This window comes from Stenotrophomonas sp. CASM106, assembly GCF_049384825.1.
Taxonomy (GTDB): Bacteria; Pseudomonadota; Gammaproteobacteria; order Xanthomonadales; family Xanthomonadaceae; genus Stenotrophomonas; species Stenotrophomonas muris.
Genome location: NZ_JBMRFS010000002.1, coordinates 256,030 through 279,927 on the forward strand (window position 1 = coordinate 256,030; position 23,898 = coordinate 279,927).

Here is a 23,898-nt window from a genome sequence, read left to right on the forward strand (position 1 = left end):
TCACCATCTGCTTTACCGGTGGGTGCCGACCGTTGGTCGGCACACCTTCCTGATCTGCCGCCACCAGCAGCCGGCCAGCGGCCGGCTCTACCAGAGCGCCTGCATGCCTTCGACTGCCCTGATCCAGAACGACATCGTCGTCTTCGGTTTGATCGCCGCCACCCTTGGCGCCGTGTTCTGGACCGCCTCGCGCGAGCAGGGGCTGTGGAAGCGCTTCTATACGTTCGTGCCAGCGCTGCTGCTGTGCTACCTGATTCCCGGCATCTACAACACCGTCGGCCTGATCGACGGCCAGAACACCAAGCTCTACAACCCGATCGCGCGCGACATCCTGTTGCCGGCGGCGCTGATCCTGCTGACCTTGGCAGTGGATATCAAGGGCATCCTGCGGCTCGGCCCGAAGCTGGTACTGATGTACCTGGGCGCCTCGGCCAGCATCATGCTCGGTGCGGTGGTGGCGTTCCTGGTGATGCGCGCGATCCATCCCGACACCGTGGCCGGCGATACCTGGGCCGGCATGGCGGCACTGGCCGGCAGCTGGATCGGTGGTGGTGCCAACATGCTGGCGATGCGCGAAGTGTTCGACGTCAACGCGACCACCTTTGGCCAGTTCGCGGTGGTCGATGTCGGCGTCGGTTACGTGTGGATGGCCGCGCTGATCTTCCTGGCAGGACGTGCAGCGAAGATCGATGCACGCAGTGGCGCTGATACCTCGGCCATCGATGAACTGAAGGAGCGCATCGCGCGCTTCCAGGCCGAGCACGAACGCATTCCCAGCCTGACCGACCTGATGCTGATCGTGGCGGTGGCCTTCGGCGGCGTCGGCCTGTCGCATGCGATCGGTGCGCCGCTGGCGGCCTGGTTCAAGGCCAACGTCAGCTGGGCGTCGCAGTTCAGCCTGGACGCGCCGTTCGTGTGGGTGGTGGTGCTGTCGACCACGCTGGGCCTGAGCCTGAGTTTCACCCGCGCACGCAACCTGGAAGGGGCGGGTGCATCGCGGCTGGGTTCGTTGCTGCTGTACTTCCTGATCGCCTGCATCGGCATGCAGATGGATCTGCTGGCGCTGCTGGATCGCCCGTGGCTGTTCCTGCTTGGCCTGATCTGGATTGCCGTGCACATCGTGCTGCTGTGGTGCCTGGGCAAGCTGCTGAAGGTGCCGTTCTTCTATTTCGCCGTCGGTTCGCAGTCGAACATCGGTGGCCCGGCCTCGGCGCCGGTGGTGGCGGCCGCGTTCCATCCGGCCCTGGCGCCGGTGGGCGTGCTGCTGGGCACGATGGGCTATGCCACCGGCACCTACCTGGCCTACATCGTCGGCATCACCCTGCGCGCACTGGCCGGGCAGGGCTGATACGGCGACGGGGTGATGGGGTCAGATCCCTTTTGCGACGCAAAAGGGATCTGACCCCGGTTCCCGGTGAATCACGCCACCGGCAACCCGCGTTCGATCAACCATGCCTTCGCGTCTTCGGCGTCCTGCTCGAACCACGCTTTCGTAGATCCCAGCCGATACGTATACCCCCAGGCATCCATGTCGGCCATCAGCCGCTGGCTGCCGACGCCGGGCAGCTGCCCGGCCAGCACGATCTGCAGGTAGCAGGTCGCGTCTTCCTCGGCCACCGAGTCGGTGGCATCGGTATGCACCTGCGCCCGCCGCTCCGGCGGCAGTACGATCAGGTGGCAGGCCTCATGCAGCATCGAGTGCACGGGCGTGTCATCGCGCACGTAGACGTTGCTGGCGATGATGCCCGCCTCGGGCTCGCCCCAGTAGCTGCCGGGAATCGGCTCGCCGGCCGCCACGTGGTGCAGCCGCAGGCCATGCGCGGCGAGCAGGCACTGCGCATCGGCGAAGGCGATGTCGCCCACGCAGGTGATGTCCACGGCGGTTGTCGTATCGGTCATGCGGGTCAGGCAGCCCCGCCCATGCAGGCACGGGCGGGGCAGGGGATCAGGGTTTGTCCGGGCCTTCGGGCAGCGCCACGGAGATGTCCAGCACATCGTGCTGGCCATCCTTCACCAGGTCGACCTTCACCGCATCGACGTCGATGTTCACGTACTTCTTGATCACTTCCAGCAGCTCGCGCTGCAGCAGCGGCAGGTAGTCCGGGCCACCACGGTGGCTGCGTTCCTGCGCGATGATGATCTGCAGGCGGTTCTTGGCGGTTTCGGCGGTGGTCTTCTTCGCTTTGAGGAAATCAAACAGGCCCATGCTTACCCTCCGAACAGCTTGCTGAAGAAGCCCTTCTTCTCGACGTTGGTGAAGCGCATCGGGCGTTCTTCGCCGAGGATGCGCGCGACGGCGTCTTCATAGGCCTGGCCGGCAGCGGATTCGACATCCAGGATGACCGGCTCGCCCTTGTTGGAGGCGTTGAGCACGTCGCCCGATTCCGGAATCACGCCGATCGCCTTCAGGCCGAGGACTTCCTCGACGTCGGCGATGCTCAGCATCTCGCCGCTTTCCACGCGCAGCGGGGTGTAGCGCGTCAGCAGCAGGAAGGCCGGCACGTCCTGGCCGGATTCGGCCTTGTGGGTCTTCGAATCGAGCAGGCCGATGATGCGGTCGGAGTCGCGCACCGACGACACTTCCGGGTTCACCACCACCACCGCGCGGTCGGCGAAGTACATCGCCAGGAAGGCGCCCTTCTCGATGCCGGCCGGGGAGTCGCAGATGATGTAGTCGAAGCCGTCGGCGGCCAGGTCCTTCAGGACCTTGCCCACGCCTTCCTGGGTCAGTGCGTCCTTGTCGCGGGTCTGCGAGGCCGCCAGCACGTACAGGTTGTCGAAGCGCTTGTCCTTGATCAGGGCCTGCTTGAGGGTGGCTTCGCCGTGCACGACGTTGACGAAGTCGTACACCACGCGGCGTTCGCAGCCCATGATCAGGTCGAGGTTGCGCAGGCCGACGTCGAAGTCGATCACCGCCACCTTCTTGCCGCGCCGCGCCAGGCCGCAGGCCAGGCTCGCGCTGGAAGTGGTCTTGCCGACGCCGCCCTTGCCGGAGGTGACTACGATGATTTCAGCCAAAGGACTTCTCCTGGTTCTGCATGAGTTTGGTGCTGCGTCAGTCCAGCGCAGCGATCTTGATCTGGTCCTGTTCCAGCCACACCTGGACGGCCTTGCCGCGCAGGTTGTCCGGAACATCGTCCAGTACCTTGTAGTGGCCGGCAATGGCCACCAGTTCCGCATGGAAATCACGGCAGAAGATGCGTGCCGCGGTGTTGCCCTGGGCCCCTGCCAGCGCGCGGCCGCGCAGGGTGCCGTAGATATGGATGCTGCCATCGGCGATGACCTCGGCGCCGGCGCCGACGGTGGCCATCACGGTCAGGTCGCAGTTTTCCGCGTACAGCTGCTGGCCCGAACGCACGTTGCCCAGCTGCATGCGGCCCGGCTGCGGTGCAGCGGCGTCGGCCACCTTGGCCACCGGCGTCGCTGGGGCTGGCTTCGGTTCGGCACGGGCTGCCCGGCGCGGATCCGGTGCGGGCGGCGGCGGGGCCGGTTCCCCCTCGGCACGCTCGTACTGCGCGCGGAACTTGGCCAGCAGCGGCAGGCCGAGCTGCTGGGAGAGCAGGTCGACCGCGCTGGTGCCGTAGGCCAGCGCCACCGGCAGCACCCCGGCGCTGCGCAGGCCGTCCACCAGCGCCTGCGCGGTGGCCACGTCCGGCACCTGGCTCAGGCCGCCGAAGTCGAGGATCACCGCGGCGCGGCCGAACAGCTTCGGTGCGCGGGTCACGCGCTCGCGCATTTCCTGCACGAGGCGTTCGACATCAAGGGTACGGATGCGCAGGTTGGCGATGCCCACCTGGCCGATCTTCAGTTCACCGGCCTGTTCGTAATCGAAATTCACCGCCACGCTCAGGTCCCCGTCGGCCGCTGTGCCTGCGCCGGCAGCTGCCGGGCGCGTGTCCATGCCACATCCGGCAGCTTGTCGCCGTAGGTCTCCTGGACCCACGGGTAGCTGCACAGTTCCTTGGCCAGCATGCTGGCGCGCACATCGACCTGCGGCATGGTGTTCTGGCCCAGCTCGCGGAAGCCGAAGCTGCCGTGGAAGAGCAGGGCGGCATCGGCGCCATGGTCGAGGAAGACTTCGCAGGTCATCTGCGGGTAGCGCAGCTCGGCGAAGCTCTGCGCGTCGGCGTAGAACGCACGCCCGACGCCACCGCCACGACGGCGGCTGGCGACCACGATGCGGTCGATATAGAAGAACGGGGTGTCCAGCTGCTGCTTGAACCAGGCGAAATTGCTGCTGTCGTGCTGGCTGTCGCTGCCAAAGCCGATCAGGAAGCCGGCCAGGTTGCCGTCGCGCTCGGCGACGCGGAAATACTCAGCGGTTTCATAGAACAGGCGCAGGCGGGCCGCATCCAGGGGAAGGATGGCCAGGCCAGCGTTGTTGTTCAAAGCCAGGACGGAATCGAGCTCGTGCTCGCGCACGTCGCGGATGACAATCGACATTGTGACTCCGTGGGGTAACGCGGTTGGTCCATCAAGGGACCCTGCGCACGATTATTGCATGCCCGGGGTGGGCTGCGGCATGAACAGGCGACCGGGCAGGCATGACTTCCGTGGGGTGCGGTGCGCAGGCGCGGCCCGTAGAGTGCTGGCATGTTGGGAGTCCTCAGCCATACCCGCGTCCTCCGCCTGGCCGGCCTGTTCACCTGGGTCATGGTCGGCCTGCCCCTGGCGTACTCGCAGTTCGAGAACCTGCACAGCCGCGGTGACATGGGTGGCTGGGCGATCCTGTTGTTCGTCGCCTACCTGTCCTTCGGCACGGCCTACTACTGGTTGACCCGTATCCTGCGCAGCGACAGCCACACCAGCTGGCTGGACCGCGGCCTGCTGCTGTTGCTGACGGTCTCGGCGCTGGGGGTCAGTTTCCTCAGCGGTTCGGGCCTGGGCAGCATCCTGATGATGGTCGCCGCCGGGGTCATTCCGTGGATGCTGTCGGTTCGGCTGGGGGTGCTGTGGCTGCTGGTCAGCCAGCTGGCGGTGGCGCCGGTCTATTACCTGCTGCTGCGCTTCCCGCTGTTCGAAGCGGTGATGCAGTCGCTGCTGTACGGCGGCTTCTCCATGTTCATCTTCGTGACCAGCCTGGTTGCACGGCAGCAGACCGAGGCCCGCGACGAGCAGCGCCGGCTCAATTCGGAGCTGCGTGCCACCCGCGCCCTGCTGGCCGAGAGCGCGCGGGTCAACGAGCGCACCCGCATTTCGCGCGAGCTGCACGACCTGCTGGGCCACCAGCTGACTGCGCTGACCCTGAACCTGGAGGTCGCCGGCCACCTGGCCGAGGGCCAGGCGCTGGACCACGTGAAGCGCTCGCACGCGCTGGCCAAGCTGCTGCTGGGCAATGTGCGCGAGGTGGTCAGCCAGCTGCGCGAGACCGGCGCGATCGATCTGGCCGCGGCGCTGCGCCCGCTGACCGAGAACGTGCCCTCGCTGGACATCCAGCTGGAGATCGAGGATCCGTTGAACGTGGAAGACCCGCAGCGGGCCCACGTGCTGCTGCGCTGTACCCAGGAGATCATTACCAACGCGGTGCGCCACGCCAGCGCCCGCCACCTGTGGATCAAGGTGTACCGTGAAGCCCCCGACCGGGTGGTGGTGGAGGCCCGCGACGACGGCGTCGGCGCGGATATGGTCAATGTAGGCAATGGCTTGCGCGGCATGCGCGAGCGCCTGCAACAATGTGGTGGCCAGCTGCAGATCGAAACCCGTCCCGGAGAAGGCTTCCGGCTGCGGGCGACGGTGCCGGCAACGGTGCTGGTGGCGGCCCTTACCAAGGTTCCTGAAGGAGTGCGTTGATGATTCGCGTCTGCCTGGTCGACGACCAAACCCTGGTGCGGCAGGGAATCCGCTCCCTGTTGGCGCTCGACGACGGCATCGAGGTGGTGGCCGAGGCCGGCGACGGCCGGCAGGCGGTCGAGCTGATACCGCAGGTGCGCCCCGACGTGGTGCTGATGGACATGCGCATGCCGGTGATGTCCGGTCTGGAGGCACTGCAGGTGCTGTCGCGGCAGGAACAGCTGCCGCCGACCATCATCCTCACCACGTTCGACGATGACCAGCTGGTGCTGGCCGGGCTCAAGGCCGGTGCCAAGGGCTACCTGCTCAAGGATGTCACCCTGGCGCAGCTGGTCGGTGCCATCCGTACCGTGGCCGACGGCGGTTCGCTGGTGCAGCCGGCGGTGACCCAGCGCCTGCTGTCCGGCCTGGAGCACATGCGCAACGAGTTCGTCAGCCTGGACCGCCCGGACCCGCTGACCGACCGCGAGACCGAGATCCTGCGGCTGATGGCCAGCGGCTTCTCCAACAAGGAGATCGCCAATTCGCTGGGCGTGGCCGAAGGCACCATCAAGAACCACGTGTCCAACATCCTGTCCAAGCTGGGCGTGCGCGACCGTACGCGTGCCGTACTGAAGGCGTTCGAACTCCAGCTGGTCTGAAGAAAATCGTTCAAGTACAAAGACTTGGGTCGTAGTCGCGGGTTCCTGCCAAGGTTGCCCCCTACTTGCCGGGTAGCGGTATGCGTTACCCTTCGAATTCTTTGTCCATACAAATACGCAGCCGGCAGGGAAACCGGTGCGCCAATCCCGATAAACAATGCCCGCGAAGCCTGCTAGGATTGGCGCTTCGCTTCAATCAACCCGGCCGTGGGATCGGCCCCGGAGACTCTCTGAATGACCCGTATTATCGAGTTCCTGATCGCCTTGGGGATCGTGGCTGGCCTGTTCGTCATCATTGGCGTATGTCTGCCGGGCGAGCGTCACATCACCGAAAGCATCGAGACCAACCGCAAGATGACGATCGTGTACGACACGGTCAGCAGCCTGCGCCGCTTCAAGGACTGGAACCCGCTGGTACTGCGCGATCCCGCCGTTGAACTGAAGCTGTCCGGCCCGGCCTCCGGTACCGGTGCCACCCTCGACTTCACCTCCAAGGACCTGGGCACCGGTTCCTGGAAGATCACCGAAGCCGAAGAGAACAAGCGTGTTGTGATCGCCATCGAAGACGCCACCAAGGGTCACGACAAGGTCACCACCTTCAACCTGGAGCCGACCGGCAAGGGCGGTCGCAACGTCAAGATCACCCAGGACTACTCGGTGAAGTACGGCTTCGACCTGTTCGGCCGTTACGCCGGCCTGTATGTCAGCCGCCAGATCGGCGACGACATCAAGCTGGGCCTGTCGCGCATCGCCAACATGCTCGCAACCGTGCCGAACGTGGACTACCGCACGCCGGAAGCCCCGCTGACCGACCTGGCCATCGTTGAAGTGCCGGCCGAGAACCTGCTGGTGGTCAACGCCGGCAACGTGGACCGCGGTCAGGACACCATCACCAAGTCCATCAAGGACAACCAGGAGTGGATCAAGCGCGTGATGGAGGCCAATGGCCTTGAAGCCGCCGGCCCGTTCCGCATCATCACCACCGACTTCGGCCAGGAGAAGTACGCCTTCGACATCGCCCAGCCGGTGAAGAAGAAGGGTGCTGAAGGTGCTGCTGCCGACGAGCTGACCGTCAAGATCGACGGCGGCGCTCCGGTCAAGTACGTGCACGTTGCTCCGCACCGTTCGGCGCATGCGGCCTACACTGGCCACATGGCGGGTCTGGACGTGGCCCGCAACGGCCTGCGTGCCTGGGCCGTGACTTCGGGCAACGAAGTCATCGACCGCCCGTACGAAACCTGGAAGGACGGCATCGACAAGTCGTTCACTCCGGAAGCGACCTACGACATCTACTGGGCCGTCAAGTAAGCCCCGGCTGACCCATGTAGTGTTGGACACGAAAACGCGCCGCTCATTGCGGCGCGTTTTTTTTGATCCGGCGCCCGGCAAGGGGCGCTGCGCAAGGAGCCCCCATGTTCAATCTCGAACGTCGTGCACGTAAGCCGTCCCTGCTGGCCTGCCTGGGGGCGCTGCTGGCCGCCGCCTCGATCGGCCTGTCCGCCTACGCCTCGCATGGCGTGGCCGATCCGCTGGCGCAGCAGCACCTGAACATGGCGGCGCTGTACGCGTTCGCGCATGGTGCGGTACTGGTGGCACTCGGGCCGCGCGCGCACGGGGCGATCGCACACCTGGCGCTGTACGTGCTGCTGCTGGGTGTGCTGTTGTTTTCAGGCAGCCTGGTGGGCGGGGCGCTGTGGCAGTGGCCGACGCGGATGGCGCCGATCGGTGGCACCAGCATGATGGCCGGCTGGGTGGTGCTGGCGATCAATGCGTTGAGGCGGTGACGGCAATCCGGGTACAGCCGAGCATGGCTCGGCACTACATGGGGGCGTTGCGCGGCAGCTGCTGTAGAGCCGAGCCATGCTCGGCTTCGAGCGAAGCGGCCCGCTTTTGGCTTCGCTCTCTCGTTCCATTCCGCGTGCGGGCGCCACGAGGGGCTCAGCCGTTGGCCGGCCTCCAGCACCAGTGCCAGGGTTCGTAGACGATGCCGTGCGGGTTGTCGCGTGGGTAGCTCAGATGGAAGCCATGCCCGCCCGCATGCACCTGCAGCCAGGCGAACGCGTCGGTGGCTTCAAATGATTCCTCGGCCGGGGCATCGCCCGGTGTGCCGATGTCCAGCGCATGGCCGCTGTGGTGTTCGCTGAACCCCGGCGCTGCATTGACCTTCAGGATCTCCGTCACGCTCAACCCACGTGCCAGCTTCCGCTCGAAGATGCCCAGCTGGTAGGCATGGCTGCGGAAGCCGGAGATCGCGTCCAGCGCAATGCCATCCCGTGCCGCCTGCAGTCGCATCCGTCGCCAGCCCTGCGCGGCGCTACGGCGCAGCCATAGCGGCCGGCCGAAGCGGTCGCGGCCGGCAAAATGCAGCAGGCACGGTTCGGGCTCCAGCGGAAGGCCGCTGTCGTCGGCATAGCGCTGTGCATCCAGGCCCAGTTGCTGCAGGCGTTGCTGCAGCCCGGCCAGCGGCAGCCACTGTTCCTGCAGCGCAGCGCCGAACGGACGTGCCGCCGCTGCATCGAGCAGCGCCAGTGCGTCCTCGGCCCCGGGCTCGCGCGGCAGGCGTGGCACCAGCGAATGCACGCCATGCGTCGTTACCGCCGCCAGATAGCGGCCATCGCGCTTGCGTCGCAGCACCCACTGTGCCTGCGACAGCAGGCGGGCATCCAGGTTGCTTCGTGCGCGCAGCAGGTGGGCGGGCCACAGCTCGATGGCCTCGGTATTGATCAGCAGGGGGGCGCGTCGTTGCATCGCCGCAGCTTACCGCCGAGGCGCCGGTGCGGCCACCTTGCGCAGTGCGTCCAGCAGCACCTGCGGCCGCTCCAGGCTGAGCAGCAGCGTGCTGCCATCGCTGACCGGCAGGGCGAGAACGCGCGTGCGGTCGGTGACCAGCGCGAACCCCTTGCCGCCGCCCTGCAGGCGGAAGTGGCCGGAATAGAAGCCCGGCATCGCATAGCCATTGGTCTTGAAACGAATGCCATAGCGGCGGTCACGCTGCAGGTCGACCACCTCGGCCTGGTCCAGCCGCAGCTGTGCCACCGGAACGCGGCGGCGGTACATCGTCGAGCGCACGTCCAGCACGTCGTCGGCCAGTTCCACCCGGCGGCGGAAGAACGCCGCGCCCAACCCGATACCGAGCGCGGCGATCACCAGCAGGCTCCAGGCGGCACTGCCGCCCATCCGGAACCAGGGCGGCGACAGCGTTACTTCGATCCAGGGCGCCGTGGCCGGTGCCTTGTACAGCTGCGCATACAGGCAGGCCACGAAGGCGGCGAGCAGGGGCAGCACGATCCACAGCACGCGCAACGGCGAACTCTCGGCCACCTCGTACTGCTTTGGATCGCTGGCACCCATGGCTCAGGCCTCCTTCTTGAATACCAGCATCGCCGGGCGCATCGGTGCGGGGATGATGATGTTGACCAGCTCCCAGCCCAGTTGGCCCTGGCGGCTCAGTTCGCTCTGGATGTCCTCGGCCTTGAGCTGGCCCATCATGGACGTCTTGACCTCGATCGTCTGGTAGCTCCAGCGCTTGCTCATTCCTTGTCCCCCGAAGATGGCGTGGGTTTCGGCAGGCGTCCTGCCTTGCGCAGGGCGTCGCGCAGCACGTATTCGATCTGTGCGTTGAGGCTGCGCAGCTCGTCGTCAGCCCAGCGTTGCGCGGCGGCCAGGACGTCGGCATTGATGCGCAGCGGGTAGGCTTTCTTCTCACTCATGCAAGCTCCTGGCGGGGTGGTGGGGCACCCCGTTGCGAGGGTGGTTCAGTACAGCGAACCGGCGTTGACGATCGGCTGGGTACCGCGGTCCGAGCACAGCACGGTCAGCAGGTTGCTGACCATGTGCGCCTTGCGTTCTTCATCCAGCTGCACCACGCCGTTCTTCTGCAGTTCGGCCAGGGCCATTTCAACCATGCCCACCGCACCGGCCACGATGCGCGTGCGTGCGGCGATCACCGCGTTGGCCTGCTGACGCTGCAGCATCGCCTGGGCGATTTCGGCGGCGTAGGCCAAGTGGCTGATGCGTGCGTCGATCACCTGCACGCCGGCGTCGGCCAGGCGTTCGGCCAGCTCGTTCTTCAGGTGCTGGGAGATCTCGCTGGCATGGCTGCGCAGGGCCAGCTGGCCGTCTTCGTGCTGGTCGTAGGGATAGCTGGTGGCCATCGCACGCAGCGCAGATTCGGACTGGATGTGTACGAAGCTCTCGTAGTCGTCCACGTTGTAGACGGCCTCGGAGGCGTCGACCACCTGCCAGACGATCACCGCGGCGATCTCGATCGGGCTGCCGTCCAGCTCGTTGACCTTCAGCTTGCCGCTCTCGAAGTTGCGCACGCGCTGGCTGACCCGGCGCTTGGCAAAGAAGGGGTTGTTCCAGCGCAGGCCGTTGTCCTTCACCGTGCCCACGTACTTGCCGAACAGGCTAAGGACCGCCGCCTGGTTGGGCTGGATGGTGTACAGACCGGCCAGGATGAACACGCCCAGCGCCACCAGCAGGGCGCCCAGCAGCATCAGCAGCAGGCTGGGCGAGCCGGTGCTGGCCTTGGCTGCCACGCCCACCACGAACAGGGCGGCGCCGGCGAGGCCGACGAGCAGGGCGCCGACCAGCGTGCCGAGGCCGTTGAGGGAAGACAGCGACTTCTCTTTCATGGCGGTACGTCCTTGAGGGTTCAAATTTAAGATATCAAAGTGATATCACCTGTCCACTACCGTTCGTCGGATGCCATGGTCAGGGTGCCCGGCCAGCTAGAATGCCCTCCCGCCTTCACATCGCTGCTGGAACCGCCATGGCCAAGCTTGGAACGCCGTTGTCCCCCTCCGCCACCCGCGTGCTGCTGCTGGGCTCGGGCGAACTCGGCAAGGAGGTGGCCATCGAGCTGCAGCGGCTGGGCGTGGAGGTGATCGCCGCCGATCGCTATGCCGACGCCCCGGCCATGCAGGTCGCGCACCGCTCGCACGTGATCGACATGCTCGATGCGATGGCGCTGCGGGCGCTGATCGCCCAGGAGCAGCCGCACCTGGTGGTGCCGGAAATCGAGGCCATCCACACCGAGACCCTGGTCCAGCTGGAACAGGAGCAGGGCCTGCGGGTGATCCCGACCGCGCGCGCCGCACGCCTGACCATGGATCGCGAAGGCATCCGTCGCCTGGCCGCCGAAACCCTGGGCCTGCCGACCTCGCCGTACCGCTTCGTCGATACCGAGGCCGAATACCGTGCTGCCGTCGCCGCCATCGGCCTGCCGTGCGTTGTCAAGCCGGTGATGTCGTCCTCGGGCAAGGGCCAGAGCACCCTGCGCAGCGAGGCGGACATCGCCCCGGCCTGGGACTACGCGCAGACCGGTGGCCGCGCCGGTGCCGGTCGCTGCATCGTCGAAGGCTTCATCGATTTCGATTACGAGATCACCCTGCTGACCGTGCGCCATGCCGGTGGCACCTCGTTCTGTGCGCCGATCGGCCATCTGCAGAAGGATGGCGACTACCGCGAAAGCTGGCAGCCGCAGCCGATGTCGAGCGCGGCACTGGCGCGTGCCGAAGAGATTTCGCGCGCGATCACCGATGACCTCGGCGGCTGGGGCCTGTTCGGCGTGGAGCTGTTCGTGAAGGGCGACGAAGTGTGGTTCAGCGAAGTGTCGCCGCGCCCGCACGACACCGGCCTGGTGACGCTGGTATCGCAGGAGTTGAGCGAGTTCGCGCTGCATGCGCGCGCCATCCTCGGCCTGCCGATCCCGGTGATCCGCCAGAGCGGCCCGTCGGCGTCGTGCGCGCTGTTGGCACACGGCGAGGGCGTGCCGTACTTCAACAACGTCGCCGCTGCATTGCAGGTGCCGGATACTGCCGTACGCCTGTTCGGCAAGCCGAGCGTGCATGGCCATCGCCGCGTCGGTGTCACCCTGGCGCGCGCGGAAACCATCGACGAGGCGCGCGCCATCGCGCGAGATGCCGCCGACGCCATCGGCGTCGAACTGCGCCCGTAAAGCAAAAAGGGGACGGAGGGGATTAAGTCGTTTGTGCCACAAACGACTTAATCCCCTCCGTCCCCTTTTCAGGGCCGTCGACTCTACCGCACGTCCACCCACACCAGGTGGTGGTCGCTGCCGTCGGCGATCTTCGCTTCCGGGCTTTCATTGGCCGGCCAGAAGATGCCGCTGCCGACGTACTCGAAACCGGTCGAGGGCAGTACGTAGTCCAGGCGCATCGTGCCGGACTTCGGGCCGAAATCGCCGGTGGCATGGAACGGTGCGCCCTTGCGCTCGATGCCCTTGGCCGCATAGGCCAGGCTGGTCTGCTCGCCACCGACGCTGCGTGGGGTGGGGTAGCGCAGCACGCGGGCGTTCTCGATCAGTTCGACGATCGCCTCATGGCGGCCATCGCCATCGACCGGGTCGTTGTTGAGGTCGCCGAGGATCACGAAGCGCGCGTCCTGCGCCAGGCCGCCGCACTGACCCTTGTCGTCGCACAGCCATGGCTTGTCACCCTTGGACAGGTATTCCTGCCACAGGCGCAGTTCGTCATGGTTGCGCGCCGCGTTGCGCTTTTCCGGGCCGTCGAACACCGGCGGGGTCGGGTGCGACACCAGCGCGTGCACCACGCCGGCCGGGGTCTTCACCGGCACGTCCCAATGCGACTTCGACGACAGGCGCAGCTGCGACCACACATGGTCGTTGTAGAAGCTCTGGCCGGTACGTGGGTCGACCGGGCGGATCGCGCCGGGCATCGCGCTCCACTTCAGTAGCTGGAAGCTGCGCACCCTGGCTTCGTCGATCGGGTAGCGCGACAGCACCAGCATGCCGTACTGGCCCGGGTGCAGGCCGTAGCCCCAGGCATCGTTGCCGCGGCTGCGGCCTTCGCCACCGACCACACCGTTGTTGTCCAGGTCCAGGCCGCTGGGCACGCCGGTGTTGACCGGTGCCAGATAGCGGTAGGCGAAGTGCAGCGGCTTGCCGCCGCCGGGCTGGGCGACCTCCAGGTAGCGCTTCTGGAACAGGTCGGCGGCGCGATGGGCGTCGTCGAAGTCGAATTCGTTCAGCAGCACCAGGTCCGGGCGCACCTGCTGCAGCACTGCGGCGATCTTGCGCGCGTGTTCGCTGTCGCCTTCCAGCTCCTTGATCAGGCCACCGGCGTCATCGGAGTACAGCGAGGTGTTGTAGGTGGCCAGGCGCAGCGCAGCGGACGGGTTTTCGGTCATCGCAGGGGACGTGGCGAAGGCAGGGGCGGTGGCGCCGCAGAGCAGGGCCAGGGCGAGGATCAGGGGATGGCGGCGGGTCATGTTCATGGGCCGTATTGTGCACCCGGCCCGGTGTCAGCGGTTTGTCAGCGCCCGTCCAGATCCTTGTCGAAATCGTGCCAGCGGCGGCCATCGTAGGCTTCCAGCGGATGGAAGCGGCGCTTGTAGTCCATCTTCTGGTGGCCGCGGATCCAGTAGCCCAGATACACGTGCGGCAGGCCCTCGCGGCGCGCCCACTCGATCTGCTGCAGGATCGCGAAGGTGCCCAGCCCGCGCGTGGCGTGGTCCGGGTCGAAGAAGGTGTAGACCGCCGACAGGCCGTGCTCGGTGACGTCGGTCACCGCTACCCCCAACAGCTGGCTGGGCTGGCCGTCGTGGCCGGGAAGGCGCATCTCCATGAAGCGGGTGTGCGACCAGCTGCCGATCAGGAACTGCTCGAACTCGTGCGGGCCGTGGTCGTCCATGCCGCCGTTGGCATGGCGGTGGGTGAGGTAGCGGTGGTACAGCGCGAACAGGTCATCGCGGGCGGTGGCGGCGGTGATCCGCACCTCCAGGTCGTCATTGCGGGTGGCACAGCGGCGCTGGCTGCGGTCCGGGGCGAAGCGGGCCACCGGTATGCGCACCGCCACGCAGGCCTGGCAGTGCGCGCAATGCGGCCGGTAGACCAGGTCGCCGCTGCGGCGGAAGCCCCAGCTCAGTGCCAGTGGATAGAGCGCGCCGAGGCGGCGGTCGTTCGGGTCCAGCACCAGGTCGCGTGCCACCCGGTCCGACCAGTACCCGCAGGGGTGCTCGCCGGTCTGGAAAAGTCGCAGTTCGTCGTCTCTGTCGCCATGTATCGCCATGGGCACAGCATAGCCCCAGGTTGTCGCAGTGGCGGCGACTGTCCGCCGGATGAATGGAATCGGCAGTAGCGTCAACCGACGTCGCGCCCGGGCGTTGTTGTCCCCCGAGGGTGAAGTGATCACCCCGACGCTGTTCCCATCCCCAGGAGTGACCTCATGATCCGTACCCCCCTGCTGCTGGCCCTGCTGCTCGGCACCTCCGCATCCGGTATCGCGCTGGCGGCCGACACCCCGGCCACGCCGGCACCGCGCCCGGCCAAGCTGGACACCAACGGTGACGGCGTGATCGACCGCAGCGAGGCGGCCGCCAACCCGCGCCTGGCCGCGAAGTTCGACGAGCTGGACAAGAACAAGGACGGCAAGCTCTCGCGCGACGAGCTGCCGCGCTGGCAGCATGGCCGTCGTGACCACGGCGGTGAGCGCTGGGCCGCGCTGGACGTCAACAAGGATGGCCGCATCAGCCGCGAGGAAGCCAAGGCCGATCCGCGCCTGGCCGCGCGTTTTGACCAGCTTGATCTGAACAAGGACGGCTACCTGGACAAGGCCGACCGCGAGCTGCGCATGAAGCAGCATCGTGATGCCTGGTTCGCCGCCGCCGACACCAACAAGGACGGCCAGCTGAGCAAGGCCGAGTTTGATGCGGCCAAGGGCCCGATGCATGGTGGCCCGCGCCATGGCGGTCCGCGCGACGGCGGCGCACCGAAGCCGCCGCGCTGAGGGTCAATGCAGTGAATGACGACAACGCCGGCGGCACTGCCGGCGTTGTCCGTTACAGGCGGCCGCTGCGCATCAGCGAGTACGCCACAAGCGCAATGACCATCAGGTTCATGGCGATGATGGCGGTGCGGCCGTACATCGATTCGAACTTCCAGTTGATGCCGGTTCGCCCGCGCCGCGCCGAATCGCGCGCGATCATCGGCGCCATCACCCGCTGCAGCGTCACCAGGCACTGGTAGTTGACCACGCCCAACCCGACCGCCAGCACCGTCAGCTGCGTCCAGACCGGTGCCTGCAGCACCACAGCCAGCAGGATCGCCAGGCACCAGAACATGCCGGTGGTGATGTTGAGGTAGAGGAAGCGGCGCACATCGGCCCGCTCTGCCGCAGTTTCGGTGTACGACATCAGGAAGCGCCCGCCGAGGTAGCTGCCGATCGCGCCACCCACCACGCCCCCGATCACCACCCCCCAGCTTTCGGCCGGCAGCACATGCAGCTGGCCCAGGGTGGCGGTCAACGATCCCATCGCGGTGCCTCCGGCAACGCTGGCGCCGCCGAGACCGAGCTTGCTGCCACCGACGCCGACGCCGGTGCCGATCAGGATCGCGGCACTGGCGGTGCCGGGTGCGGCCACCAGCACCATCGACACCACGGCGGTGGCGAATGCGGCGCTTGGTGCACTACTGCGCGCGAATTCGCCGAAGCGCTGCAGCAGGCCTTCGCGCACCAGGGCACGTGCACGCGACAGGCGCTTGCGCACGGCCGCATCGCTGAGCCCGAGCAGGTCGGCGACCTGTTGCGAGCGCTGTCCTTCGCGGTAGTACAGCAACAGGACTTCGCGGCTGTCGGCGGGCAGGGCGGAGATGATGTCCTCGGCGGCGATCTCCTCTTCCACCCGCTGCAGGCGATCGGCCGCACCTGGGGCCGGGTCGGCGGCCATGCCCATCGCCACCTCCGCGGCCTCGCCGGTCAGCGGCCGGCCGCGTTGCGCACGCAGCCAGTCGCGGGCCAGGTTGCGGGTGATCTGCCGCAGCCACGGCAGGAAGCTGGTCGCGCTGCGCAGCTGGTGCAGCTGCTGCCAGCCCTTCACGAAGGCCTCCTGGGCGATGTCCTCGCTGGCCTGGCGGTCGCGGGTGATGGCCAGGGCGATGGCGGTGACCGTGTTCTGGCAGGCCAGCACGATACGGCCGTAGGCGTGCTGGCAACCGCTGGCGGCGGCGGGCAGTTCGCGTTCCAGGGTCTGGTCGATCGATGCGGCGAACGTCGTCATGGCGGCGGCTCTCCTGCTGGGATTGTGTCCCATGACGGAGCCGCGCGCCCAATGTGACCGACTTTCTGTGCTGACAAAAAAGGGACGGAGGGGATTAAGTCGTTTGTGCCACAAACGACTTAATCCCCTCCGTCCCCTTTTTGCAGTTGCCGGCCAGCGGCGGGTACGACCCGTGGGTTATTTCGATGGCTGGATGCGGACCCGGACTTCATCCTCTTCCGGTGCGGCCTGCGGGGCCGGTTGCGCCTGCTGCGGCTGGGCCTGCGGGGCAGGGGCCGGTGCTGCCGGGGCCGGGGCACCGCGATGGCGCAGGCCGATCACCAGCGCCACGCCGGCGATCACCACCAGCAGGGCGATGCGGATGCGCCAGGCCCAGCTGCGGCCGCCGCTGCCCTGTTCCGGCGTGTCGCGGAAGGCGAACTCGGCGGTCGGATGGTCGCGGCGGGTGGTGTCGAGCAGGCGCGCCTCACGCAGGATCTCGCGTGCACGCGGCTGGTCGTCGGCGCGCACGATCCATACCGCCGGGTAGGCGTTGGCGTTGCCGAGGTCGGTATAGCTGAACTGGCCGCGGCGACGGGTCTTGTACGAGCGCCCGTTGGTCACCTTGACGTCGATGCCATGCCCGCGCAGGAGCTCGGCCACGCCTTCGACGGTTTCCACGCGCTGGCTGCTGAAGATCTGGCGCATGGGTTTACTCCTTGGCCGGCACGGCGGCCGCGGCAGCCTGGTCGGGAACCACGCGGATCAGGCCCTCCTGCGCGGTGCTGGCCACCAGCACACCATTGCGGGTGAAGAACTGGCCGCGGGCCAGGCCGCGCGAATCCTGCGCGCTGGGGCTGTCCAGCGAGTACAGCAGCCAGTCGTCGGCACGGAACGGGCGGTGGAACCAGATCGCGTGGTCGAGCGAGGCCATCTGCACGTGCGGGTGGTAGTAGCTGATGCCGTGCGGGAACGTCGCCGTGCCCAGCAGGTGGAAGTCCGAGGCATAGGCCAGCAGGGCCTGGTGCAGTTCCGGAGCATCGCCGACCGGCTCGCTCAGGCGCAGCCACACCTGGTGGTAGGGCGGGCGCTTGGGCGGGTTCAGTTCGTCGCGCGGGTAGACGTGGCGGAATTCGAACGGGCCGCCGCGCGACAGCCAGCGCTGCACCTTGATCGGCAGCCGCTCCAGCACTTCGGCCGGCAGCGGCCGGTTCGGTTCGATGTCTTCCGGCTGCGGCACTTCGGGCATCTTGTGCTGGTGTTCGGCGCCGGTCTCGGCCTGCTGGAACGATGCCGCGCAGAAGAAGATCACCTTGCCGTGCTGGATCGCGGTGACCCGGCGCACCGAGAAGCTGCCGCCGTCGCGGGTACGGTCCACGTCGTAGACGATCGGGTGGTCGATGTTGCCGGCGCGCAGGAAATAGGCGTGCAGCGAGTGCACGTGGCGGCCGTTGTCGACCGTGGCCTGTGCCGCGGCCAGCGCCTGGCCCAGCACCTGCCCGCCGAACACGTACTTGGTGCCGATGTCGCGGCTCTGCCCGCGGAACAGGTTGTCCTCCAGCCGCTCCAGCGTGAGCAGGTCTATCAGCTCGGAGACGACGGGTTCGGGCGTGTCGTTCAAGGGGGCGGCCACAGCAGTGAAAGAGGGCCTGATTATACCGGTCAGGGGTCAGATCCCTTTCGCCCGGCGAAAGGGATCTGACCCCGGGCGGGGCAACCGCTATTTGCCCAGCCGGGCTACCAGCGCCTGCAGGGCGTTCTGTGCGTCCGGGGCGAACCAGGCCTCGACGAAGCGGTCGAGCTGGATCAGGTCCGGCTGCAGCGCCACGTGCAGGTCGGCGCGGGCGATGGCGCGGGTCAGCAGCATCGGCTGGCGCGGCTGCCTGAGCAGGTCCTGCAGCCAGGCAATCGCGCGTGCCACCACCAGGTCCCCCTCTGCCAGCTCATCCACCAGGCCGATCTGCACCGCCTGTTCGGCCGGTACCAGTGAACCGGTGGTCAGCAGCACGCCGGCGCGGTGCACGCCCACCGCACGGCGCAGCAGGCGCTGGATGCCCTCCGGCGCGATCAGGCCCACCTGCACCTCGTTCAGGCCGATGGCATATGGCCGCGACGGATCGGCGCTGCGGGCCATCACCCGGTAGTCGCAGCACAGGGCCAGCACGCAGCCGCCCGCCGGGGCGTGGCCGGTGATCGCCGCGACCACCGGGATGCGGCTCTCGGCCAGCGTGCGTACGGCGCCAAAGAAGGCGTTCCAGGTGTCCAGCAGCTTGTGCTTGTCATCGCCATGCGAGAGCAGGTGCGGCACGTCCATGCCGCCGGTGAAGATGCGCTCGCTGCCCGACAGCACGATGCCGTGCGCGTCTTCGGCCATGGCCAGCTCGATGGCATGGATCAACTGCCGGCACAGGTCGGTGTCCAGTGCGTTGACCGGCGGCCGCGCCAGGCGCAGTTCGCGGATGGGGCCATGGTTGATCACCTCGATGAGCGTCGTCATGCTGCGGTCTCGTTGCGAAGAAGGAACCTGGGCGATGATAACCAAACCATTCGTTGGCGTACTGTGGCTTCTGTGTGCGGCCGCAGCATCGGCCTCGGCGGCGGAATCGGGCTGCGTCACGGTGGATCAGGGCTGGGCGCGGTTGCCACCGAATCCGGCAATGCCGATGACCGCTGGCTACGGCGTCATCCACAACGGCTGCGGCAAGGCGGTGGTGATCACCGGCGCGACCAGCAGCAGCTTCAATGATGTGTCGCTGCACGAAACCACGATCACGGATGGGGTCAGCCGGATGCGCGCGATCGAGCGCCTGCCGCTGGCGCCGGGTGCACGTGCCGAGCTCAAGCCCGGTGGCCTGCACCTGATGCTGATGCAGGGCAAGGGCGCGCTGAAGGAGGGGCAGGCGGTGCCGCTACGGCTGCAGCTGGAAGGCGGCGGCGAAGCAAGTGCGACGCTGGCCGTACGCAAGGCTGCGCCGTAGCGGGATGGTCGTGCCGGCCGCTGGCCGGCAGCACGGGCAATGCCGGCCAGCGGCCGCCACTACCGCAGGGCCTTACGACCAGTCGTACGAGAACAGCACGGTGCGGCTTTCCGGCTCGTACAGCACCTCGACCGCGTCGGCGCCGGTGGCGCAGAGGATCGTGTAGTACCGGCCGCTGGCCGGCACGATCAAAGGGCCTTACGACCAGTCGTACGAGAACAGCACGGTGCGGCTTTCCGGCTCGTACAGCATCACGATCGCGTCGGCGCCGGTGGCGCACCAGTTGTAGCCGGCTACGCCGGCCACAGCGAAGAACTTGTTGCCGTTGCGGGTGATGATCACCGTTTCGGCATCGTCCGCAGCGTTGGGATCATCGGCAGCGTCGGTGAAGCCCAGTTCGAAGGCCGCGGGAATCTCCGCGGTCTCGGTCCAGTTGCCGAAGCCTATCGGTCCGCCCAGCGTATCCAAGTAGTCGCGTTCGCTGGCCTCACCCTTGCCGTAACGCGAGTAGCAGGCGAGACGGCCGTGCGCGGCATGGTAATCGCGGGCCTTGGCGTAGCTGTCGCGCATCTGCGCGATGTGCTCCTGCGCATCCTTGTCCTGCACCGCCTCGCCGATGAAATAGCCCTCATTGCCGAGGAAGCGCATCTGGTTGCCGGCGGTCAGTTCGAAGGCGATCCAGTTGGTCCCGGTGAAATCGTTGTGGTGTTCTTCGGTGGTCTCGCCGATGCAGCCGTCGTACGGCTCGATCGGGCACAGCATCGTCGCCACCTGGCCGGCCAGTTCCGGCCGCAGCACGCCCAGGTCGATCTTCAGCAGCGGCAGCAGGTGCTGGCCGAGCCAGGCCTGGTCGGCGGGAAAGACGTCGGTGGGGAAGGGGACCATGCCGGGCAGCAGGTCGCGCAGTTCAGTCTGGTGGATCATGTCAGTCCATTGAATGGGATCGGTAGTGCCGGCCGCTGGCCGGCAACCTCATTGCAGCCAAAGCGTGCCGACCAAGGTCGGCACCTACCAGGGCGCGTCAGGTGGAGGCGCTGCGGATCGCCTCCGGCAGCGGCGCGCTCTTGCCGGTCTGCGTATCCATCCACACCACCACCACGTTGCCGTCCGAGTACAGCTTCGACGCGTCGTGCTGGTCGACGATGCGGTGGCCGATGGTCACGCTGCTGTTGCCCAGGCGCTCGACGAACAGCTCGACCAGGATGTCGTTGGGCCACACGATCGGCAGCCGGTAATTGACGTTGGTCGCGGCCACCACCGGTGCGATGCGGTCGGTCATCGACACGCCGTCCACGCCCAGCATCCAGCGCACGCGCGCTTCTTCCAGGTAGGAAATGTACTTGGCGTTGTTGACGTGGCCCATGCTGTCCATGTCACGCCAGCGCACGCTGATCGGGATGCGGGCCAGGATCTTGTGTTCGCTGCTCATCAGGCGTCCTTCTTCTTCGATGTGCTCTTGCTGGCCTTGCCGGTGCTCTTGGCGGCCGCGGCCTTCTTGGCAACCTTGGCCGGCTTCTCAGGCTTCACCTTGCGTGGCGGGCGGGCGTCGGGCTTGTTGGCCACGGCAGCCGGCTGTTCCGGGCGCGCGCTGGTGGACGGCAGCATGCGCGCCAGGAACTGGCCGGTATACGACTGCGGACAGGCCGCCACGTCTTCCGGCGTGCCGGTGACCAGGATGGTGCCACCGCGGTGGCCGCCTTCCGGACCCAGGTCGACGATCCAGTCGGCGGTCTTGATCACGTCCAAGTTGTGCTCGATCACCACCACCGTGTTGCCTTCGTCGCGCAGCTTGTGCAGCACGCCCAGCAGCGCTTCGATGTCGTGGAAGTGCAGGCCGGTGGTCGGTTCGTCGAGGATGTACAGGGTGCGGCCGGTATCGCGGCGCGACAGTTCCTTGGACAGCTTCACGCGCTGTGCTTCACCACCGGACAGCGTGGTCGCGCTCTGGCCCAGCTTGATGTAGCTCAGGCCGACGTCGACCAGGGTTTCCAGCTTGCGTGCGATCGACGGCACCGGTTCGAACAGCTTCAGTGCATCCTCGACGGTCATTTCCAGCACGTCGTTGATGTTGAAGCCCTTGTACAGGATCTCCAGCGTCTCGCGGTTGTAGCGCTTGCCATGGCAGACGTCGCAGGGCACGTATACGTCCGGCAGGAAGTGCATCTCCACCTTGATCAGGCCGTCGCCCTGGCAGGCTTCGCAGCGGCCACCGCGCACGTTGAAGCTGAAACGGCCCGGCGAATAGCCACGCGCACGCGCTTCGGGCACCTGTGCAAACAGTTCGCGCAGGGGGGTGAACAGGCCGGTGTAGGTGGCCGGGTTCGAACGCGGGGTGCGGCCGATCGGCGACTGGTCGATGTCCACCACCTTGTCGAACAGGTCCAGGCCATCGATCTCCTTGTACGGGGCGATCGGGTGCGAGGAACCGTTGATCTCGTTGGCGGCCAGCGAGAACAGGGTGTCGTTGATCAGGGTGGACTTGCCGGAGCCGGATACACCGGTCACGCAGGTCAGCAGGCCCGACGGAATCGCCAGGTCCACGCCCTTGAGGTTGTTGCCGCTGGCCCCGCGCAGGTGCAGGGTCATCTTCGGGTTCGGCTTGTGCCGGCGCGCGGGGATCTCGATCGCGCGCTTGCCCGACAGGTACTGGCCGGTCAGCGAGCGCGGTGCCTCCAGGATGTCCTGCAGGGTGCCCTGGCCGACGATCTCGCCGCCATGCACGCCCGCGCCCGGGCCGATGTCCAGCACGTAGTCGGCCAGGCGGATCGCATCCTCGTCATGCTCGACCACGATCACCGTGTTGCCGAGGTCGCGCAGGCGGGTGAGGGTGCCGAGCAGGCGCTCGTTGTCGCGCTGGTGCAGGCCGATCGACGGCTCGTCGAGCACGTACATCACGCCGACCAGGCCGGCGCCGATCTGGCTGGCCAGGCGGATGCGCTGTGCCTCGCCACCGGACAGGGTGTCGGCCTTGCGTTCCAGGGTCAGGTAATCCAGGCCCACATCGACCAGGAAGCCGAGGCGCTCACCGATTTCCTTGACGATCTTCGCGGCGATCTCGCCACGCCAGCCCGGCAGGCTCAGTTCGCTGAAGAACTTCAGCGCCTCGTCGATCGGCAGTACCACCAGCTCCGGCAGCGGGCGGTCGGCCACGAACACGTTGCGTGCCGCCTTGTTCAGGCGCGCGCCATGGCATTCCGGGCACGGCTGTTCGCTGATGTACTTGGACAGCTCTTCGCGCACCGCCGGCGATTCGGTTTCCTTGTAGCGGCGCTCGAGGTTGGGAATGATGCCCTCGAAGCGGTGCTTGCGCTGGGTGCGGCCACCGGCTTCGGTGAAGTAGGTGAAGGTGATCGCCTCATCGCCGCTGCCGTACAGCACGGCCTGCTGCACGTTCTGCGGCAGCGAGTTCCATGCCGCGTCGACGTCGAACCGGTAGTGCTTGGCCAGCGAGGCGATCAGCTGGAAGTAATAGGCGTTGCGGCGGTCCCAGCCGCGCACCGCGCCGGCGGCCAGCGACAGCTCGGGATGCACCACCACGCGCGAAGGATCGAAGAATTCGGCCATGCCCAGGCCGTCGCAGCCGGGGCAGGCGCCCATCGGTGCGTTGAACGAGAACAGGCGCGGTTCCAGCTCCGGCAGCGAGTAATCGCAGACCGGGCAGGAGTACTTGGAGGAGAACAGCGTCGGCGAAGCGTCGGCACTGTCCAGGCTCTGCACCGAGGCCATGCCGTCGCCCAGCTTCAGCGCGGTCTCGAAGCTCTCGGCCAGGCGCTGCTTGATGTCCTCGCGCGGGCGGAAGCGGTCGATCACCGCCTCGATGGTGTGCTTCTGGCGCAGCGCCAGCGGCGGCACCGCATCGATTTCATGCAGCTCGCCGTCCACGCGCACGCGCACGAAACCCTGCGCGCGCAGCTGGTCGAACACCTGGGCATGCTCGCCCTTGCGGTCGCGGATGACCGGGGCCAGCAGCATGTAGCGCTGTTCCGGGTCCAGGGTCAGCACCTGGTCGACCATCTGGCTGACCGTCTGCGCCTCCAGCGGATAGCCGTGGTCCGGGCAGCGCGGGGTGCCGACGCGGGCGTACAGCAGGCGCAGGTAGTCGTAGATCTCGGTGATCGTGCCGACCGTCGAACGCGGGTTGTGCGAGGTCGACTTCTGCTCGATCGAGATCGCCGGGGACAGGCCCTCGATGTGGTCCAGGTCCGGCTTTTCCATCACGCTCAGGAACTGGCGCGCATAGGCCGACAGCGACTCGACATAGCGGCGCTGGCCTTCTGCATAGATGGTGTCGAACGCCAGCGAGGACTTGCCCGAGCCGGACAGGCCGGTGATCACGATCAGCTTGTCGCGGGGCAGGTCGAGGTCGAGGTTCTTCAGGTTGTGCGTCCGCGCGCCGCGGATGCGGATGAAATCCATCGCCATGGGGGATCCGGTTGTGGGGGCGTTGGCTGGGTGCCGGGCCAGCAGGG

General features: G+C 67.1%; 27 protein-coding genes and 1 pseudogene. 8 read left to right on the forward strand and 20 right to left on the reverse strand.

Annotated features, from left to right (window positions below):
• Positions 1 to 103 precede the first annotated feature (103 nt).
• Positions 104 to 1,348, forward strand: a complete 1,245-nt coding sequence (locus VG556_RS04930) for a DUF819 domain-containing protein (RefSeq protein WP_046429580.1) — start codon at positions 104 to 106, stop codon at positions 1,346 to 1,348.
• 71 nt (positions 1,349 to 1,419) lie between these two features.
• Here VG556_RS04930 and VG556_RS04935 read toward each other — a convergent pair whose 3' ends face one another.
• The 5 genes from VG556_RS04935 to VG556_RS04955 are packed head-to-tail and all read right to left on the reverse strand — an operon-like array spanning position 1,420 to position 4,443.
• Positions 1,420 to 1,899, reverse strand: a complete 480-nt coding sequence (locus VG556_RS04935; RefSeq protein WP_014646351.1) for a hypothetical protein — start codon at positions 1,897 to 1,899, stop codon at positions 1,420 to 1,422.
• Positions 1,900 to 1,945: 46 nt separating this feature from the next.
• Positions 1,946 to 2,206: a cell division topological specificity factor MinE gene (minE, locus tag VG556_RS04940; RefSeq protein WP_005408532.1), complete on the reverse strand. Its 261-nt coding sequence runs from the start codon at positions 2,204 to 2,206 to the stop codon at positions 1,946 to 1,948.
• A gap of 2 nt (positions 2,207 to 2,208) precedes the next feature.
• Complete coding sequence (gene minD, locus VG556_RS04945) at positions 2,209 to 3,018, reverse strand: septum site-determining protein MinD (RefSeq protein WP_005415682.1); 810 nt, start codon at positions 3,016 to 3,018, stop codon at positions 2,209 to 2,211.
• Positions 3,019 to 3,055: 37 nt separating this feature from the next.
• Positions 3,056 to 3,901 carry a septum site-determining protein MinC gene (gene minC, locus VG556_RS04950; RefSeq protein WP_100449611.1) on the reverse strand — a complete coding sequence of 282 codons (846 nt, stop codon included), beginning with the start codon at positions 3,899 to 3,901 and terminating at the stop codon, positions 3,056 to 3,058.
• Positions 3,847 to 4,443 (reverse strand): GNAT family N-acetyltransferase, encoded by a 597-nt coding sequence (locus VG556_RS04955; RefSeq protein ID WP_014036357.1) that lies wholly within the window; start codon positions 4,441 to 4,443, stop codon positions 3,847 to 3,849. The genes minC and VG556_RS04955 overlap by 55 nt, the downstream gene beginning before the upstream one ends.
• 150 nt (positions 4,444 to 4,593) lie before the next feature.
• Here VG556_RS04955 and VG556_RS04960 point away from each other — a divergent pair, with 150 nt between their 5' ends.
• From VG556_RS04960 to VG556_RS04975, 4 genes are all read left to right on the forward strand, one after another.
• Complete coding sequence (locus VG556_RS04960; RefSeq protein WP_100449612.1) at positions 4,594 to 5,790, forward strand: sensor histidine kinase; 1,197 nt, start codon at positions 4,594 to 4,596, stop codon at positions 5,788 to 5,790.
• Complete coding sequence (locus VG556_RS04965; protein WP_006424175.1) at positions 5,790 to 6,431, forward strand: response regulator; 642 nt, start codon at positions 5,790 to 5,792, stop codon at positions 6,429 to 6,431. Before VG556_RS04960 ends, VG556_RS04965 begins: the two co-directional genes overlap by 1 nt.
• Before the next feature lie 234 nt (positions 6,432 to 6,665).
• On the forward strand, positions 6,666 to 7,739 hold the full coding sequence (locus VG556_RS04970; protein WP_014646355.1) for an SRPBCC family protein: 1,074 nt from the start codon (positions 6,666 to 6,668) through the stop codon (positions 7,737 to 7,739).
• Positions 7,740 to 7,843: 104 nt separating this feature from the next.
• Entirely contained in the window at positions 7,844 to 8,215 is a 372-nt protein-coding gene (locus tag VG556_RS04975; RefSeq protein WP_014646356.1) for a DUF423 domain-containing protein, read from the forward strand.
• A gap of 154 nt (positions 8,216 to 8,369) precedes the next feature.
• On the opposite strand, the gene VG556_RS04980 is transcribed toward VG556_RS04975, so the two are convergent.
• Genes VG556_RS04980 through VG556_RS05000 form a run of 5 tightly spaced genes read right to left on the reverse strand, consistent with a single transcriptional unit; the run spans position 8,370 to position 11,068 of the window.
• Complete coding sequence (locus tag VG556_RS04980) at positions 8,370 to 9,179, reverse strand: M15 family metallopeptidase (protein ID WP_049406427.1); 810 nt, start codon at positions 9,177 to 9,179, stop codon at positions 8,370 to 8,372.
• 9 nt (positions 9,180 to 9,188) lie between these two features.
• Entirely contained in the window at positions 9,189 to 9,782 is a 594-nt protein-coding gene (locus VG556_RS04985) for a PH domain-containing protein (RefSeq protein WP_014646358.1), read from the reverse strand.
• A gap of 3 nt (positions 9,783 to 9,785) precedes the next feature.
• Positions 9,786 to 9,965, reverse strand: coding sequence for a DUF4177 domain-containing protein (locus VG556_RS04990; RefSeq protein WP_014646359.1), 180 nt, complete (start codon positions 9,963 to 9,965; stop codon positions 9,786 to 9,788).
• On the reverse strand, positions 9,962 to 10,141 hold the full coding sequence (locus VG556_RS04995) for a hypothetical protein (RefSeq protein WP_014646360.1): 180 nt from the start codon (positions 10,139 to 10,141) through the stop codon (positions 9,962 to 9,964). The genes VG556_RS04990 and VG556_RS04995 overlap by 4 nt, the downstream gene beginning before the upstream one ends.
• A gap of 45 nt (positions 10,142 to 10,186) precedes the next feature.
• Positions 10,187 to 11,068 carry an SPFH domain-containing protein gene (locus tag VG556_RS05000; protein ID WP_014646361.1) on the reverse strand — a complete coding sequence of 294 codons (882 nt, stop codon included), beginning with the start codon at positions 11,066 to 11,068 and terminating at the stop codon, positions 10,187 to 10,189.
• Positions 11,069 to 11,205: 137 nt separating this feature from the next.
• On the opposite strand from VG556_RS05000, the gene purT reads away from it, so the two are divergent.
• Positions 11,206 to 12,393 carry a formate-dependent phosphoribosylglycinamide formyltransferase gene (purT, locus tag VG556_RS05005; RefSeq protein WP_014646362.1) on the forward strand — a complete coding sequence of 396 codons (1,188 nt, stop codon included), beginning with the start codon at positions 11,206 to 11,208 and terminating at the stop codon, positions 12,391 to 12,393.
• 83 nt (positions 12,394 to 12,476) lie between these two features.
• On the opposite strand, the gene VG556_RS05010 is transcribed toward purT, so the two are convergent.
• Positions 12,477 to 13,691: an endonuclease/exonuclease/phosphatase family protein gene (locus VG556_RS05010; protein ID WP_100449613.1), complete on the reverse strand. Its 1,215-nt coding sequence runs from the start codon at positions 13,689 to 13,691 to the stop codon at positions 12,477 to 12,479.
• Between the two features lie 38 nt (positions 13,692 to 13,729).
• Positions 13,730 to 14,485 (reverse strand): arginyltransferase, encoded by a 756-nt coding sequence (locus tag VG556_RS05015; protein WP_100449614.1) that lies wholly within the window; start codon positions 14,483 to 14,485, stop codon positions 13,730 to 13,732.
• Between the two features lie 156 nt (positions 14,486 to 14,641).
• On the opposite strand from VG556_RS05015, the gene VG556_RS05020 reads away from it, so the two are divergent.
• Complete coding sequence (locus VG556_RS05020) at positions 14,642 to 15,202, forward strand: EF-hand domain-containing protein (RefSeq protein WP_100449615.1); 561 nt, start codon at positions 14,642 to 14,644, stop codon at positions 15,200 to 15,202.
• A 52-nt stretch (positions 15,203 to 15,254) separates the two neighbouring features.
• Here the strand turns inward: VG556_RS05020 and VG556_RS05025 are convergent, their stop codons facing one another.
• The 4 genes from VG556_RS05025 to VG556_RS05040 form a co-directional block, all read right to left on the reverse strand.
• Positions 15,255 to 16,472 (reverse strand): RNA polymerase sigma factor, encoded by a 1,218-nt coding sequence (locus VG556_RS05025; RefSeq protein WP_423179980.1) that lies wholly within the window; start codon positions 16,470 to 16,472, stop codon positions 15,255 to 15,257.
• A 177-nt stretch (positions 16,473 to 16,649) separates the two neighbouring features.
• Positions 16,650 to 17,159 carry a pathogenicity-like protein gene (locus tag VG556_RS05030; RefSeq protein ID WP_100449616.1) on the reverse strand — a complete coding sequence of 170 codons (510 nt, stop codon included), beginning with the start codon at positions 17,157 to 17,159 and terminating at the stop codon, positions 16,650 to 16,652.
• Between the two features lie 4 nt (positions 17,160 to 17,163).
• A complete protein-coding gene (tesB, locus tag VG556_RS05035; RefSeq protein ID WP_005408551.1) occupies positions 17,164 to 18,084 on the reverse strand; it encodes an acyl-CoA thioesterase II in 921 nt (306 codons plus the stop codon).
• Between the two features lie 87 nt (positions 18,085 to 18,171).
• The gene (locus VG556_RS05040; protein WP_014646368.1) at positions 18,172 to 18,948 is read right to left on the reverse strand and encodes an enoyl-CoA hydratase/isomerase family protein; all 777 of its coding nucleotides are present in this window, start codon (positions 18,946 to 18,948) and stop codon (positions 18,172 to 18,174) included.
• 34 nt (positions 18,949 to 18,982) lie between these two features.
• On the opposite strand from VG556_RS05040, the gene VG556_RS05045 reads away from it, so the two are divergent.
• The gene (locus VG556_RS05045) at positions 18,983 to 19,429 is read left to right on the forward strand and encodes a copper chaperone PCu(A)C (protein ID WP_041863160.1); all 447 of its coding nucleotides are present in this window, start codon (positions 18,983 to 18,985) and stop codon (positions 19,427 to 19,429) included.
• 72 nt (positions 19,430 to 19,501) lie between these two features.
• On the opposite strand, the pseudogene VG556_RS05050 reads toward VG556_RS05045, so the two are convergent.
• The 4 genes and pseudogenes from VG556_RS05050 to uvrA all read right to left on the reverse strand — a co-directional run.
• Positions 19,502 to 19,582: pseudogene (locus VG556_RS05050) on the reverse strand (enolase); the annotation flags it as partial.
• A gap of 45 nt (positions 19,583 to 19,627) precedes the next feature.
• Complete coding sequence (locus VG556_RS05055) at positions 19,628 to 20,353, reverse strand: hypothetical protein (protein ID WP_049419389.1); 726 nt, start codon at positions 20,351 to 20,353, stop codon at positions 19,628 to 19,630.
• A gap of 97 nt (positions 20,354 to 20,450) precedes the next feature.
• Positions 20,451 to 20,858, reverse strand: coding sequence for an acyl-CoA thioesterase (locus VG556_RS05060; protein WP_014646371.1), 408 nt, complete (start codon positions 20,856 to 20,858; stop codon positions 20,451 to 20,453).
• Positions 20,858 to 23,851, reverse strand: coding sequence for an excinuclease ABC subunit UvrA (gene uvrA / locus VG556_RS05065; RefSeq protein ID WP_049441204.1), 2,994 nt, complete (start codon positions 23,849 to 23,851; stop codon positions 20,858 to 20,860). Before uvrA ends, VG556_RS05060 begins: the two co-directional genes overlap by 1 nt.
• Between the last annotated feature and the right edge of the window lie 47 nt (positions 23,852 to 23,898).